Source organism: Rhodopirellula maiorica SM1 (assembly GCF_000346295.1).
Classification (GTDB): domain Bacteria; phylum Planctomycetota; class Planctomycetia; order Pirellulales; family Pirellulaceae; genus Novipirellula; species Novipirellula maiorica.
In genome coordinates, this window is record NZ_ANOG01000515.1 from 21,219 (window position 1) to 37,474 (window position 16,256).

The following is a 16,256-nucleotide window of genomic DNA, read 5'->3' on the forward strand; positions in this document are numbered from 1 at the left end:
ACATGCGATTCATGCTTCTGTTTTGTTTGACTGGCTTTGCTTGGCTGCTAGCGACGCCCACGGCAACGGCCCAAATCGTGATCCGAAACAGCTCCAGCGACACGATCAGCAATCGAATTAATGCGCAAGCGAACTTGATGAAAGCCGAGGGGGAACGGAACCGAAGCCTGGCCGAGGCACGATTGTTGTTCGCGGAATCGGAGATCAAATTAGTGGAGGCGGCTTCGAAGAAAGTCGATTTGAAGCTGAAAGTGATGCAGAACTACTGGAACATGCAGGAGGAGTATGACGTTCGAAAATGGAACAAGCTCGCGGCGGACATTGAAAACCGGCGAAAGCCCATGGTGGAGCAGCGAAGTCGCGTGGCATCGCTATTCGACCGAGCATTTAGCGATCCTGCGAATTCAAGGTATGCCGTACGAAACGGCAATTTGTTTAACTTCTTGCTCGACCAGATCAACGCTCAGCAAAATGGTTTTCTGTCGGGCGGGGATTTGTCACCTGGAATATCGGCGAATCTACCGCTGCTGGACGATCAGACGCTTGACGCGATCCAAGTGCAAACGCCTTCGTCGGGCGGATCGATCGCAGTCTCGCTGACCAGCCCGCTACCCCAACTGTTCACCACGTGGCCGTTCCTGTTCCGCGATCCAGATTTCACCGCCGAACGTGATGCCATGACGGAACTGGCGGAACAAATGCTGAGCCGCAAATTGACACCTGAGCTACAGTTTGCGGCCTCAGAGAAATTTACCTCGGCGTTTGAGGCCATTTCGTCAAAATTTTACCATCGCTATCCTCCCAATAAACGCAAAGGTCTGTCGCTTGCCCAGTGGCGGCGGATCAACGACGCCGAAGCCTTTTTGCGTCGTGTCAACCAAACCGTCATGCAAGCGGCAGATGCCGATGTGAACGCAATCCAGCGGACGGCCTATACCGATGCTTACCCACCGGAACACCGCAATATCGCCACGCTCAGCAAATTCATGCTGCAAAATGGAATCGAATTTGGCAAAGCCAAACCGGGAACCGAATTTGTCTACGAGCAAATGATCCCCCAATTTCGCGAATTACTAGCACGACTGGAAATCAATCCGAATGAAGAATGGATCGCCGATGCAGTGGTCAACATGGACTTGGCTAAAGAGGTTCGAGATGAACCTGCGCCTGTGCCCCCACAAGCCACGAACGATGACGACGACGCATTCAAAGGCAATGGGCAAGATGAATAATCGCTTGCAACTCGGAAACGCAGTGAACGAATGAGCGACGAAACCATCTTGATCCACCCCGGTGATTCCTCCGGCTCGCCTCGGGATGTCCAAATCCGGCTACGGGTGACGCAGGGACCTCACACCGGAGCCACATGGACCTTCGCTCAAGACGCCACGGTTACGATAGGACGGCAAGCTCCCTCGCAAATTAAATTGCCGCTCGAAAAGGCCTTTTCACGCGAACACTTGTTGTTGAAGATTACGCCTCCGCAAGTGCAACTTACCGACAACGATTCCAGCAACGGGACGTGGGTCAACGGAGTTCGTTTAGTAGCCGCATCGCTGGTCGACGGTGATTGTTTTGGTGTCGGCGAAACCGAAATCCGATGCGAAGTGCTGCAGTCAGCGCAGGTTCCGTCGCAAAGTGAACCAGGAGACTCAGAGGAGGAATCGGCTGAGCGGACACGTGATCACTCGGCACCGACGCCATCCGCCGTCAACGTCGTCACACCGCCACGACAATCGGCACAGACGTCGATCTTGCAAACCCGGATCGCGTCAAACGAACCTCAACCGTCGCCGTGGAACGCCCCCGTTTCGCCACCGCAAGCGGAATCGAACATGCCTGCGTTGGGCGGGTATCTACTGCAACGTCCGCTCACGCGTGACCAGACGTCGACACTTTACAAGGCGAAAGATTGCCGTACGCAAACATCCTATTTGGTCAAAGTCTTTCAAAGCGATGTCACAAAGAGTGAGGAAGCCAAGAAGGCATTTTTTCAACAGGCTGCAGTGCTGACGAGTCTCGATCACCCTCGCATTTTGAAAACACTTGAATTTGGCATCGAGCAAAATCGCCCCTTCTTGGTCATGGAATCGATCGATCCGCTGGACCTACTTGCCACAATCGATGGTCAGTCGTCCGAGCGACGAATCCTGACTGCAACGTGGGTCGTGTCGCGTCTCTTGCAAGCGGTTCACTGCGCCCATCAGCATCAAATTGTGCATCGCCGCATCCATCCGTCAAACATTTTTGGCTATCGCGAAGGACGCCATCTGCAAATCAAGCTCGGCAATTTCGAACCCACAATTCAGGACCGGATCAATGACCCTAGTTCGATGACCCATGATCGATCGGCGACCACATCGCAGTACTACGTTTCCCCCGAGGAACTTGAGGACGCGTCCGTCACGACGCCAGCGGTTGACCTATTCGCGTGCGGTTGTTGCCTGCTTCGATTTGCTACTGGAAAAGAACCTGATCTAGCGTTCCAAGCCGACAAAACGCTCGCAGCATTAGACGTTGCCACATATCTACCGCCAACGCTCCGTGACGTGATCCGCCAATCGATCGACGTCGACCCGGCTCGCCGATTCACGTCTGCCGAGTCGTTCGCCGAAGCCATCTTTCCCTTTCACCAGCGAGTGTAACGCGTCCCGCACGTTATTTCACCCTCGCATCGGTGTAGCAATCGTTGCCTGGCCTTTGTTTGAACGGTTGCGTTCTCCACAGCCGAACAATTCCGCTAGCCTCGTCCTCATCGCCTATCCATCTCCAAGACCAGTGCCAATGGTGTAGGGGCCGAATTTGGAATATGGCGATTTAGCGACATTAGCCTGGCGTACTGCCACTGGATGTGCACGCACGAACAGACCGGCATATTCGCGCCGGTCTGGCATGGAACATCGTTAGCGACTCAGTCCCCCGTTCCTCAATCCCCGATCCCACGTTCGATCAGGGTGATGGTTGGAGCGAGCAGGTTCACGCCTACATTGTCTCCGACAAGCTGATCGGCTTCCAATAGGATATCGTTGCCGGCGGTGATACTACCGCCACCGACGACGAACAACCGGTCGTTGATCCCGTTCCCTAGCGTGCCAACGATCCACGAAAAATCGTTCAGCACCGTAACCGAGGTGGTGAGGAAATTGATCTGCTCCGAAGCGACTGACATGTTGTTCACTGGTGAAAGACTGCCCACCGCCCCCGTCAACACCGTGACACCCGAACCGGAATCGATGTTCAAATCGGCGCCCCCGATCGACGCATCATCGATCGTCCCGTCGACCCGTACGAAGTTCGTCGCCACACCGGAGGTGTTTAGCAAATCGGTGTTTCCAAAGATGGAGACAGCTCCGATCAGGTGCAGGTTGCCAGCAGTGGCGTTGAGAATTCCTTCGATCAAGATATCGTTACCGCGAAGCAAAATATCGTCGGCCATCACGTTTTCGAGCGCAATTGTGGTCGCCGTGTTTGCACCGCTGCTGTCGACCTTGAATTGACCGACCCCAATCACGTCGCCGAGGACATCGACCAAGTTGATTGCCCCACCTCGACCGCGAATAACCAAATTATTGCCGTTTCCGATTACATCGCCGCCGACGGCAAAATCTTGGCCTGCCGGTATCCGCAGCGTTGTGTTTCCGAGCAAATCCAGATTACCGTCCACGTTGACACTTCCAGTGGAACTGAAAATACCGCCGTTGATCGCGACGTCACCTGTCGCGGTGACATTGCCCGTCACATCGATGGCCGTCGGCGCCGGGAAGGTCGCCAAAGCCACGTCGACAACCAAATCGTTGACTCGGTGACCGATGCTGCCTGTGAACATCACCGTCGAAGCCGGCGCGTTGACATTCACGTTAATCGTGCCTGCCGCCAGCGAAGCCACAGGTTGATTGAGCGCCCCGTTGACCGTAATCGTGCCGATCGCTCCAAAGTCCTCGATGTTCACATCCGCTGTCCCCACAAACGTGCCTCCCATGTTCAGATCCAACTGATCAACCACGAACAGCACCGGATCGGCCCCCTGGTTGATCACTTCGTTGATGACGACCAGCGGTGCCTCGAACCGGGTATTGGCGATCGTGTTGAACGCTCCGGTGATCGGATTAGGGTTGTTGTCGGGGAACAAGAAGACGGCACCAGCCGTCGGTCCACCGAAGACCACGTTGGCAAATCCAGGCACAACAAACGCCAGATCATCGCCCGTTAACGTCATGTCGGGAACCGACGGTGCAGTTGCTCCGTTGAAAATGTTCAGCGTTCCGCCGACCACCCGCGGACGGAAAATCATATCGCCCGATCCCGACAGCGGGCCATGCAGGTTGGTCGCGCCCCCTTCGATGATGATGTCGTTGGCGACCACAATGTCCGAAACCGAGACGATCCCACCAGTCACCTGAACGTTCAGAAATTGCATGCCGCCGACGCCAATGCCCACATCGGGAGGCAGCGGCAGATTCTGGGCTGCACCGGCGCCGGCATCGATGATCAGCGTACGGGCACCGTTTGCCGGATCGTGTACCGAACCAAAGATATTGATGTTATCGCCAATGGCACCACCGGATGCGATGACGATGTCAGCAAACACCTCGACTCGGCCGATCAGCGTCACGTCGCCCGCCGAAATCAGATCGCCAAAGAGCAGAATGGTGCTGTTGTCGGCCTCGATGATGATGTCACTGGCGTCCACCGAATTGACGCTGATGTCGGTAAAACGTAGTCCGCCGCCGCGACGCGCATCGAACAGTTCAACGTCTGTGACTACGCCAGCGATGCTCAGCGAGGTGGCGTTCCGAAATAGCAGGTCATCGAGATTACCCGTGATGGTGCCACTGAAGTCGATTGTGCCGGTGGCCCTGACTAATGTCGACGTCGGCCCGTCAAAGATGGTCGCCGGGGTACTGATGTCGACGTCGCCAGCCGAAGCCTGGAAACCTTGGGCGTTGAGCGAGGTCGTAGCGTTGATTTCGATGTCTTCCGCTCCGATCACGCCGTTAAGGTCGACGGTGTCTGCACTGGTGATATTGAAATTCCCCAGCCCAGCCGCGCCGCCGGACGACGCGGTACCCAGTCCCGCCGCAATCGTCAGATCGGTGCCAACGCCCGACGAAATGATGCCGCCAAACGAAACAGAATCGGTAGGTGCTCCGCTGCTGCTGACCTGGACAGCACCAGGGTTGTTGAAAGTGACCGTGGGGCCATTGAGCTCGACGCTACCAGCTCCGCCGCTGCCCGCCAAAACATCACCGCCCAATAAAGTCTCGGTGGCAGCTGTCAAAACGATGTTTCCGGTAGCCGAGGTGCTACCACTGATTTGGATCTGATCACCTGCGTTGAGATCAACTGACGTCAACGGAGTTGTGCCCCCGACATCGCCAGCGATCTGAATTGATTCCGCATCGATTTCCAATGCAAATGTGCCATCAATGTCGGCGTCAAACTCCGCTGTTCCGTTCCCAGCATCGACAAACACGTCAGCGGTCAGATCGACATCATTGGCGAACACAACGTCAAGGTTGTTGGTGTAGATGTCGGCCCCGAGATTGATCTCCTCGCCTCGGATCAGCACGGTGTTGTTGACCGGGTTGAGAGCTGAACCGATGTCACCATTAATATCAACGGTGTCGTTTCCCTCACCCGCATCGTCACGGATGTCGAGCCCCTCACCTCCGGCCAGTCCATCACGAAAGCTGTCGATTGTTGTGACATCGTCGCCCGCGTTGTGGTTTACCACGATTTGGGTAAACGGTCCAACGATCGCCGAAGGGTCAAATGTGACGATGTTCGGATCGGGGTTAGTGTCAAGTCCCGCCAGTCCGCCGATTGCATTGATCGGCTCGGCCGGATCGGCGAACGTGTACTCTACCCCGTCAAAACTGATGTTCAGATCGTTGTTAACCCCACTGCCCCCATAGATCATCAACCCGCTCCCCAGCAAGTTCAGGTTAGCCGTCAACAGCCTGCGATCTTCTAAGGGCTCAGTGGAGAGCAATCTTCTGCGTGAGCGTTTGGTGATCAAACGGTTTCGCAATTGTTTTTTTCGACGTTTTGAGAAGAACAACATGCCTTGGGTTCCTTCAGTAGCTGGGGGGACGACTCAATCGAACACACACTCCTTGCCGAGCTCGAAAACGGATGGCCGATCGATCTGGCCACCCAAAGAAACCGGCATTATAACCGACACAGACCTCCCAGTCTGCCTAAAGTGCAAAATCGTGTCAGTTGCCCAACTATCGTCTTCATCCGGAAAAGGTGACAGCAACATGAAAATCGCAAGGAGGCCTCCCAGGCACCGGACCGAGTCAATGGATGCCTAAAAGCGTTAGACTACTTTCGCCAAGTGGGATCAGTCCGCCAAGTCGAGCGAAACGGTTCGAAACAAAATGGAAGTGGGGCACCGAAATTGATGCCTTGCGTCGCGTAGTCGGTTTCGACACAACGGAATTATGGGCGGAGCGTCCCGGTGACCGGATTGATCGGTAGAAAACCACCGATTGATAGGAACGCGCTGCTGAACTTGGAGAATGACGTATCCTGTCCCTACGATGGGTCGGCGGCAGGGGTGGCTTCCAGCAGGTCTTGGGAAAGGCTGCTGGGCAGCGGATTTTGATTGACGTCCGAGCGGACTTGTAGATAGCCCCACAGCTCGGCGGTTTCGCCCGACTGGAGTTCCGCGTCCACTCGGTAGCTGACCGGAGTCGCCTCTTCGAACCTTCCCAGCGATACCACTTCGGGCTGAGCCGAATCGATCTCAGAGGGAACCTCGATCCAAGGACCGTCGATCGCGGTTTGGTAGCGAACACGAAGCGTTTTCACTTTAGCGTCTTTGGGCCAATCGAGTTTTAGCAAAACGTCTTGGTTGGGTTTGGGAACCATCGGTTGGGGAATCGCTCGGAAACGTGTAAACAGTTCCATCGCCAGAGATTTCGGTTGTTCGTCGTGATTGCCGTCGCTGTCTTGATTCGGCTCGCCTTTTTCCGCCCCCTCTTTTTTGGGCTGCCATCCCATCCGACTTTTTTGTTCTTTGTCGAGCCACGATTCGCTGATCCAACCGCGGTATTGTCCCATGCTCATCACCGACCCATTGCCTGGTTCGGGATGAGGCAAGCCGACCGTGTGACCGCAACCTTCGTGATAAACAACGCAATCGGTGCCGCGATACGGCACTCGCCATCCATCACCGCTGACCAAGCCCCACCCCACGCCGCGATTGGCAAGATAAGCGGCCCGCGCACCTCCGGAGGCTGCACCGGGGAAATGTTGTCCTTGGTTCAAGTTTCCCTCAAACACCAACTTGCCTCCGTCGGGATGCAAGCGATAGAAGTCGTCCAGCGGTCGCCAGTTGATTTCGCTTAGAACCAGCAGGATTGGAAACGCGTCTCGGTCACTGGGGTCGTCTTTCGCAAACGCCAACGTCCGATCGACTTCGCCCAACGTGCGAAAGTAAATCTTGTTTGCGTCTCCTTCGCGAAGGGTTTCCGTGTTTTCTTTTGACACAAAGGGTTCGGGGTGGACGACCATCGTCAACTTGGATTGGTCACCAAACTCGCGAGCGTGGAACTGTTCTAATCGGCGGGCATAATACTGGACGCGATCTTTCCAATCAGACAGCGGCTGACGATCCGCCGGAACGAAGTAGACCACCGTGACTTTGATCTTGCTGGTATCGTACTTTCCGTCCCACGTTGTTGTCCCCCCATACGTCGGCCCCAGAGAACACAGAGCGAGCAAGAAAGCACACAACAATCGAGTTGGATCGGATGACATCATTTTGGGTCAGTTGGGAGGTGAGTAAGCAGGTAGGCAGGAATGATGGGGTGACAGCCCGTGAGCCGCTTGGGCGCTAGCCCCGGTTGTGCATGGGAACCGTGGTTAGCGGCCTGTTTATTTAGTCGAAATGCAAATTGCATTGGTGAGCCGAGGGCCGTAAGGCACCGGGTAATGCGTGGAACCCGACCGCTGACGCGCAAGCGGCTCACCAAATCAACAAGCCGCTAGCATCAAAACGGTTAACGTATCGAAAGACTCGTTTTTACCTGCATCGAGGTGGCAATACAGGCGGCCGCAACCGTGGTTGCCAGAGTGGCCAATATACTAAAACGATCTCGGCTTTTTGTGGCCGTCAGCAATTTTCTGCTGCACGAATTTTGCTGCGCAGTTTTTGTCGCACGGGGAAGATTCCCTCCACACTCGCAAGCGTCTCTGCAATGGCAAAGCCTACGACGCGTCATCCGGTACACTGGATGCCCCGTTCCGCGACTCGGTTAGCAGTACAGGCGAGGTTGATTCGTCAACCAAGAAAAGATTGGCGGTCTGCAAGAGCGTCCCTTTTTCAAACTGGACATTCTTGGCCGCTACGGTGTACTCGACCATCGACAAGAAGTATCGTGATTGAGCCTCGGTGACACGTCGCTGCGCATCGAGCAACTGTTCGAGGTTTACCGGTAACCCAGCAGCACGATTCGCATCGAGGATCTGCAGCGCATCACGTGCGGCGAGATAACGGTTCAGATTGGTTTCCATCTGTGTGAACGCGCGATCGCTTTCACCAACCACAGCGGAAAGGTCGTGCAAAATTTGCCGTTCTTGCTCTTCGAGCACCGCGAGTTCACGTGCCAATTGGGCCTTGGCATGGCGAACCGCCAAGTAGCCTTGTCGAAACCCAACCGGCAGTTTCAATTCCAGACTCGCCTCGTACTCTTGGTAGTCTAGCGTTCCAAGTTGGTTGAACGCCGAGTTGTCACCTGCGAGATCTTTATCCAATCCTCGGACGCGGTAGATCGTAACCAAATCAAGAGTCGGCATCAAAAAATTCTTGGCGGCTAGCGTTTCCATTTCACGTCGTTTGACAAGCAACCGCTGTTGCTGCAGCTCGCTGCGAAGCCGAATCGCTTCGACCGAAATCGAGTCCCAATCGAACGTCATCGGCGCATTGAGTGGTTCGTCACTGGGGCGAATCAATGCATCGTCACTGATCGGTAACCCGATCAACAATCTCAGTCGTCGCTCGGACGCTAAAACGCCTCCTTGACCTGCGAACGTGCCCCCGGACGTTGAATTATTGACCTGAGTTCGCTGGATCAACTTGCCCGCCACCGCGTCCTGCAATTCGCTCTGAAATCGAAAGTACTGTTCGCGTGCAAACGCTTCGCTTGCTCCGGCTTTACGATTGCTTGATTTCTGAGCTTCATAATTTTGCCACGTTTCTCGGCTCCGCTCGAGAGCATCGCGTTTGGAGTCGAGGTCACGATAGGCGAAATACAGATCCCAATAGGCGTTGATCACGTTGCTAATGTAATCACGAGCCCCTTGGCGGAATTTTGCCGAAGTGATGTCATTGTTAACTTTCGCGATCAAGACACCTGCGTAGATTCCGGGCTGTGCCGCGGGACCGGCGATGCGGTTGAATTGCAGCCCGCCGCCTTGCATTAACGGTTGCCGCATCTCGGCATGAATCTGGCTTTGCCAAGCACTGTCGGTCAGATTGCCGGTGGCGTTATTGGCGTCGTAATCGATCACGTTTCGAACGGCAAATTCAGCCCCGGTCGCGGTCCGCTTGGACAACTGAAACACATAGTCATGCGTGTCTTGCTTGAACGCATTGGCACCACCACCAAAGAACCGGTTATTAAATCGGCGGTCATTGTTCTGCCATTTACCCAGCGCATAGAACTGAGCATCGTAGGCCGCCAATGCCGACTCGATACTGGTTTGAGGATCCAGTTCGGCGAGCGATTTCGTTTGATCGGTGACCACGGTTTGCGGAGCGCGCAGAATCGTGGCTCCCAAATCACGCATCACTTGCGAATGCTGTAGTGCCGTGTGGATCGTTTCCTGCAACGACATATCACGATACTGCAAAGAGGCAAAATCGTCGATCGAGCGAACCGTCCGCGGCGCGGTCGATGCGTCTGGAAACGTGATCGCGGGAGCCCCGGCGTCGACCATTTGCATGATTGCATCGATCGAAGAGGTGTCGTTGGAAACCGTCTCGGAAAAATTACGGTGCGTTTGACACCCGATCGCCGTGATAACGCCGACCGCGCACGCCAGCATCGTCAGGGCGATCGGCCGCAATGGGCCGCCTCGCCTTGTTGATGTGATGCCGTCGGTGCTTATGGATCGTCGCAGCACTTTGTCTTCCGTTACTCGATTCGTACGAGGGAAGCAGATTTCCCGCGAATTCGGATCAATCCGTACAATTACCCTTATTCGTACATTCGCGACGGCTACATTGAGCGAATTCGGGATGATTCGCGCGAACGACACAAGAAGTCGCGTGAAACATGCGTTCGGGCGGCGGGAAACTCGACACGCGTGGTTAAAATAAACACGCTCCGTCCCATCCAACGCCCCCTGTCGAAACCGATCGATCCGATTCCGTCATGTCTGATCCCCTGCGTCGAACCGAGCAAACGTGGCAAGATGCGGAATCGCTCGTACGCCAAATCGATCGATTGTCGCACGCGTCAATAGCGTCGGACGAGTTCTTTCAACAATTGGCCGATGCAACTCGGCAAACCGCAAAATCACGAAGCGTTCTCGTTTGGTCTATCCGGCATGGCGAGCGTCACGTCTTGGCACGATCGGGAATCGATGTTCACCATGACACGCCCCCACATGAATCGGTCGCAATCGATCACGTCGAATTCGCCGCCGCGTCGCATTGGTTTGACGAAGCTCACACATGTATCACTCAGGCCCGCGTGACGAACGACAGTGTGATTGGAATCGAGTTGCGATGGCCGGACGCTGTGGACGCCACGATCCAACCACCGCTTTCCGAAATGTGCAAAGCGGTACTCGAATCGGCGACCCTCGTCTTTTTGCGTCACCAAGCCGACACACTCCAAAACGATTTGAGTCGACGACAGCGTTTGGACAAGCTGGTCACGCAACTACATCGCGGCGTTGGGATCCGCGATTCATTTGCCCATGTGGGTCAAGCAGTAGCCAAGTACGTCGGTGCCGATCGAGTTAGCATCCTTTACAGCCGCACCTCAACACCGATCTCGGACTATCGATTGGTGTCGTGTTCAACGAGTGTGAACGTCGATCGTCGCAGTCGACTTGCTCGGCTGATGCAAGATCTTGCCAGTCAAGCTGCACGCCACGATAAGCCAATCGAGTTCGTGGTTGGAAGTGGCGATACGGTCCCCGATCCGCTTCGCGAGACTCTCGATGCGTACTTAATGGAATCGGGATCTCGTGCGATTGCAATCGAACCGCTATCGCTGAACATTAACGCCGAATCCGCTGTGATCGTGCTGGAGCAGTTTACGGTGTCATCACGCCATGACGGTGGCTCGTTTGCCGATTTACGTGACGTTGTCGGAGACGCTTTGACGCAAGCGATGCGCCGAGACGCAGCCAGTTTGCGATCGCGATTGGATCGATGGTTTTCGCTACCGACCGCCAAAAAAGCGACTGTGATCGCACTTGTCATTGCGACTTTGACACTGTTGATGACACTCGTTCATGTCGACTTTTGGATCCCAGCCCAGGGACGAGTGGTCGCAAGCCAACGCCACAGTGTCTACGCTCCGGCTGATGGCGTGGTAACGAAATTACCAGTGGACAACGGTTCGACCGTCGCGGAGGGACAGACGTTGGTCGTGATTCGCAGTCACGACTTGGATACAAAGCAGCGACAAATCGAAGGAGAAATCGCTGCGTTGCAGACCAGTTTGGCAGCGATCACTGCGGGGCGAAGTTCATCACCAAGCGAAATTCGCGATCAAAACCGTTCGACAAACGAGCAAGTGCTGAAGTCAAAAATCGAGGGTCTGCTGCTGCAACTGGATTTAGTGACAGCACAGCAACAAGCCTTAGTCGTGCGTAGCCCAATCACCGGTAAGGTCGATCATTGGAACATGCGAGAGAATTTGGCATCGCGTCCGATCACCCGTGGTCAATTTCTAGCCGAAGTCTATTCACCCGGCTCAGGCTGGGAGCTGGAAATCGAGGTAAGCGACTTGGACAGCGGCTATTTGTTTCTATCGGAACAGGACGATCGTCGGCGCTGTCGATTTTCACTTCGGTCGAGTCCGCAGGACGTTTTTGAAGCGGAACTCACGCAGCTAGACAACGTGACGCAAATCGACGCACAAGGCGACTGGGTAATCAAGGGAGTGGCTCGCCCGGCGACTGCCAATACCGCAGCATTGGATTCACTGCGAACCGGAGCCACAGCGAGAGTGGAGATATGGACGGGCCGACGGCCGATCGGGTTTGTTTGGTTTCGAGGCTTGATTCAGTGGTGGCGGACGACGCTATAGAAAGTTTTTTTTGCAGCGTCGCTGTAAACGCAAGAGGATATTGATGATGAACCGTATTCACACGTTGGCCGCTTCACTGACGATCATGGCAGTTGCCATCGGTGCAACTCCACTACGAGCTGAATCCGATTCGCTACAGATCGGAGACTTGATCGTGGTCGTGATCGATGAAGTTCAGGTGCCGGCACTGGAAACCGGATCGATTAACACATTGTCGGTTCATGAGGGAATGACAGTAAAGCGTGGCGATGTCCTTGCCACACTCGACCGTCGACGAGCGGAACTGCAGCAGCGGCTCGCAAAAATCCAACTGCAAATTGCAACGGCCAAAGCCGACGATCCATCGATCGTCGCGTTGGCAAACAAGGCGTATCGGCGGCAACAGCAACTCAGCAAACAACAGTCGGTCGATGTTACGATTGCAACGCAAAAGGCAAGCAATGACTTGAGCGTGTTGGCCGCGACGAAGGCCGAAGCAGTGGCGAAAAACGAATTGGCTCGCGCAGTTGACGCGCGCAAACGTTATATCGATAGTGTATCGCAATCGGAAATTGATGGACTAAGCCTAGCCTACGAACGAGCACGACTTGAAAAAGAACAGGCTCAGTTTGAACAGCAAATCGACCAATTGAATGTCGAGTCGGAACAACAGGCCGAAATCGTTCAAAAGATTGCAGTGGATGAGGCCGAAATCCAACTATCGCAATCGGCTCATCAACACAAAATCGAAGTACTCCAACAACAACGTTATCAACACCAAAGTGAACTGGCCGATCTCTTTCTTGATCAACACACCATCGTCGCTCCGTTTGACGCCACCGTGGTCGAGGTCATGCGGCGCCGCGGCGATTGGGTCCGCGCCGGTGACCCGGTCGTGCGGCTGGTCGGACTGCGTCGGCTTCGTGCCGAAGGCTATGTCGACGCCACGCTGAGAACGAGATTGTTGACGATTGATTCACCGACCCTTTTTTTGCACGATTCCGACGGCAACGTGATCGAGCGGACGGGCGACATCGTTTTCGTCAGTCCCGAAATTGATCCCGTCAATCAACAAGTGCGGTTGACGGTTGAGTTTGAAAACCTCGATGACGCAGTGCTGCCGGGGATGCGAATGACGATGCGATTGAGGACGGAATGAACGCCGATGAAAATCATGTGCGAGTGCGTCCGGATCTGAAATGGCAACGCGCGGAATGGGGAACCAACGACGTTTGGATCGCCAAAGACCCGTTTGCCAATGAGTACTTCTATCTCAGTCATCGCGAACGCAGTTTGCTAATGTTGGCCGATGGCAAACGTTCACTAAGCGAAATCACTCAGCGATGCAAAACGCTGTATGCACCGGAAGATGTTTCGCCCGAGTCGTTAGTCGATTTCTTCGCCGAAGCACTCCGCAGCGGTTTGCTGATCGCGAGTGAATCCGTTGGTGATAAAGACGAACGCGGTCTGGCGTATGAAAAGCATGGCTCCACGCATCACGCGACGCCGGCGGCGAGCTCGCCGCGACGGTGGTGGCACCAACTGTTGGCGATTCGATTACCCGGCGTCTCGGTTGACCGGCAAATCGACCGTTTGATGCCACTTGTGCGAACGATCCTATCCTTACCGGTGCGATTGGCTGCGGTTATTTTCACTTTCATCATGGCGTTAGCTTCCATGATGTATTTCGATCAAATTGCCAAGCATCTCGACACGGTAACACACCAACCGGTGACCGATTGGGGCGTACCGCTGATCGCTGTGATCTTTGTTTTGAAAGTATTGCACGAGATCGCACATGCGGTGACATGCAAATGGTTCGGAGCCGAATGTCGACAAATCGGCGTGATGTTGTTATTCGGGATGCCCGTCCTGTATTGCGACGTCTCGGATGCCTGGCTACTGAAACAACGCTGGAAACGGATCATGGTTTCCAGCGCCGGTATGATGGCAGAATTGTTCGTCGCGGCGGTGGCGATGTTGATGTGGTTGCTGCTTGGCGATTCGTTACTTCGCGATCTCTGCGTCACGGTGATGTTCGTCGGTTCGGTCAGCACCGTCGTGTTTAATGGCAATCCGCTGCTCCGCTACGACGGCTACTACATTCTTGCGGATTGGGTCGGGGTTCCCAATCTGGCTCGGCAAGCATCCGTTTCGGTACAAACGTGGCTTCGACGTATGATTTGGAACGACGCTTTGTCCGATGCACGGGTTGAATCTGCAAGTCGCTTTGGTAGCAGGATTTCACCGGTTCGACTGAGGATGTACTGGACCGCGAGTTTGCTTTATCGCGGGCTGGTTTATGCGACCCTAGGAATGTGGGTGTATCGCAAAGCGGATCAAGTCGAATTAGGGGCAATCATCGCAATTTCGTTGCTGCTGGTGCTGATGTTAGGCGTTGTCCCCTGGCTGCGAGTGGTACTTTCGCCTCCACCATCACGCCGACGCAACCGATCCGAATTGTTACGGCGTCCGCCTGCTATCGGCGCGATTGCAGCCTTGGTGATTGCCACGTTGTTGTGGACACCACTTCCGCACCAGATCAAAGCCCCCATGACGATCCGCGTCGCAGAGTCGCAACCAATCGTGGCAACCACAGCAGGCCGGATTGTCGACGGTATTCCCGAAGGATCGGTGGTGAAGCAGGGCGACATCATCGCGAAACTGACGAATCCAGATCTGATGCTAACGATTGCCGAGGATCAGACAAAACTGAATGCATTGCAGACCGAGTTGGCGAGTTTACAAAGTGTCCGCCCCGCGACTCGACAAATTTTGGATCGTATCGCGGTGGTGTCCGAGTCAATTGAGGCGAACCAACATCAATTGCAATTGCTTGTGTCCCAAGCGTCGCAACTGGAAATCGTGGCTCCCGCACCTGGAGTCGTATTTCCGGCGGTGCACCGTGTGCAAAACGTCGGTCATGCACGCGAGCTAAGAACTTGGGACCGCACGCCGTTGACGATGCGAAATCGTGGAGCCTGGATCGAAGCCGGCACACGGCTGGGCACTTTGGGAACCGCAGGGCAATACGACGCAATTGCCTTGGTTCGCCAGCAGGATCTACGTTACGTGCGTGAGGGGCAATCGGTGTCATTGATGTTAAATCACGTATCGCCGGGAGCATTCCGCGGGAAAGTGGTCGAAGTTGCATCGTCGTCGACGGACGGAATTCCCGATGAACTGGTGAGCAAGCGGATGGTAATGCCCGTCGGCCGGGGCAACGGTCCGAGTGATGCCTACTACCAAGTGCGTGTCCGGTTGCATCCGAGCAATCAGCCGTTGGCGATGCGGTCCACGGGCTACGCCAAGATCGACGTGCCGTGGACATCGCTGTGGAATCGATGGTCGACGACCCTACGCGACGCATTCTGAAAAATCATTCGAGTGGGCCGAAGCCACCTCGCCCTCAAGCTATTGGGGATCGAGCCGGTTTTCACGCTTACGAAACGGCAGGCAAAGTCCCCGTAGTTGATCCAGTTTGCCATGCTGGAGAATTTATCGCTCCAATGCAAAACCAGACAGACGCTGGCCAACACGCTAGAATCATAGGCAGCTTCTCGATCACCCCTGCCTAGGAGCCTCGCCTTTGTCTGCCCTCCCACTGAAAATTGCGGTATTGCTTTGTGTCGCGTCATCGGCAATAGCTGCGATCGGCAACGATCTGGAATCAGCCCAGGATCAATTTCGGACTGGTAAATATGTGGAAGCCGAGGCGGTTGCCTCGACGGCCTTCGAAAGCGGGATATGGAACGAGCGTTGGCCGAGGCTATTAATCCGGTGTCAATTAGCGCAAGGAAAATATGCAGACGCGTTGCAAACGTACGAAACTGCAATTCGGCGTTATCCCACCAGCATGACACTTAGAATGCTCGGGCTCGAAGCAATTCGCTTCAACAATCTTTCCGAACGAGCAGAAGAGGAACGCAAGCGATTCTTTCAAATACTGCAAAGTTCGCCACTTCGCTTCGCCAGCCGCGACAACCTGATTGCCGCAGG

The 16,256-nt window shown here is 54.9% G+C and carries 8 protein-coding genes and 1 pseudogene; 6 read left to right on the forward strand and 3 right to left on the reverse strand.

Annotated elements, in window-relative coordinates; translation table 11 throughout:
• The first annotated feature begins 2 nt into the window (after positions 1 to 2).
• Positions 3 to 1,232 (forward strand): hypothetical protein, encoded by a 1,230-nt coding sequence (locus tag RMSM_RS16470; RefSeq protein WP_008698447.1) that lies wholly within the window; start codon positions 3 to 5, stop codon positions 1,230 to 1,232.
• 30 nt (positions 1,233 to 1,262) lie between these two features.
• On the forward strand, positions 1,263 to 2,645 hold the full coding sequence (locus RMSM_RS16475) for a serine/threonine-protein kinase (protein WP_008698448.1): 1,383 nt from the start codon (positions 1,263 to 1,265) through the stop codon (positions 2,643 to 2,645).
• A 281-nt stretch (positions 2,646 to 2,926) separates the two neighbouring features.
• Here RMSM_RS16475 and RMSM_RS16480 read toward each other — a convergent pair whose 3' ends face one another.
• The 3 genes from RMSM_RS16480 to RMSM_RS16490 form a co-directional block, all read right to left on the reverse strand.
• Complete coding sequence (locus RMSM_RS16480; protein WP_144057710.1) at positions 2,927 to 5,956, reverse strand: beta strand repeat-containing protein; 3,030 nt, start codon at positions 5,954 to 5,956, stop codon at positions 2,927 to 2,929.
• Between the two features lie 584 nt (positions 5,957 to 6,540).
• Entirely contained in the window at positions 6,541 to 7,770 is a 1,230-nt protein-coding gene (locus RMSM_RS16485) for a hypothetical protein (RefSeq protein WP_008698455.1), read from the reverse strand.
• A 447-nt stretch (positions 7,771 to 8,217) separates the two neighbouring features.
• Positions 8,218 to 10,056, reverse strand: a complete 1,839-nt coding sequence (locus RMSM_RS16490) for a TolC family protein (protein ID WP_008698456.1) — start codon at positions 10,054 to 10,056, stop codon at positions 8,218 to 8,220.
• A gap of 329 nt (positions 10,057 to 10,385) precedes the next feature.
• Between RMSM_RS16490 and RMSM_RS16495 the strand changes: the two genes are divergently transcribed.
• The 4 genes and pseudogenes from RMSM_RS16495 to RMSM_RS16510 form a co-directional block, all read left to right on the forward strand.
• Complete coding sequence (locus RMSM_RS16495; protein WP_008698458.1) at positions 10,386 to 12,278, forward strand: efflux RND transporter periplasmic adaptor subunit; 1,893 nt, start codon at positions 10,386 to 10,388, stop codon at positions 12,276 to 12,278.
• A 43-nt stretch (positions 12,279 to 12,321) separates the two neighbouring features.
• Positions 12,322 to 13,416, forward strand: a complete 1,095-nt coding sequence (locus tag RMSM_RS16500; protein WP_008698460.1) for an HlyD family secretion protein — start codon at positions 12,322 to 12,324, stop codon at positions 13,414 to 13,416.
• Positions 13,413 to 15,632 (forward strand): site-2 protease family protein, encoded by a 2,220-nt coding sequence (locus tag RMSM_RS16505; protein ID WP_008698463.1) that lies wholly within the window; start codon positions 13,413 to 13,415, stop codon positions 15,630 to 15,632. Before RMSM_RS16500 ends, RMSM_RS16505 begins: the two co-directional genes overlap by 4 nt.
• 214 nt (positions 15,633 to 15,846) lie before the next feature.
• Positions 15,847 to 16,256, forward strand: a pseudogene (locus tag RMSM_RS16510) (hypothetical protein); the annotation flags it as partial.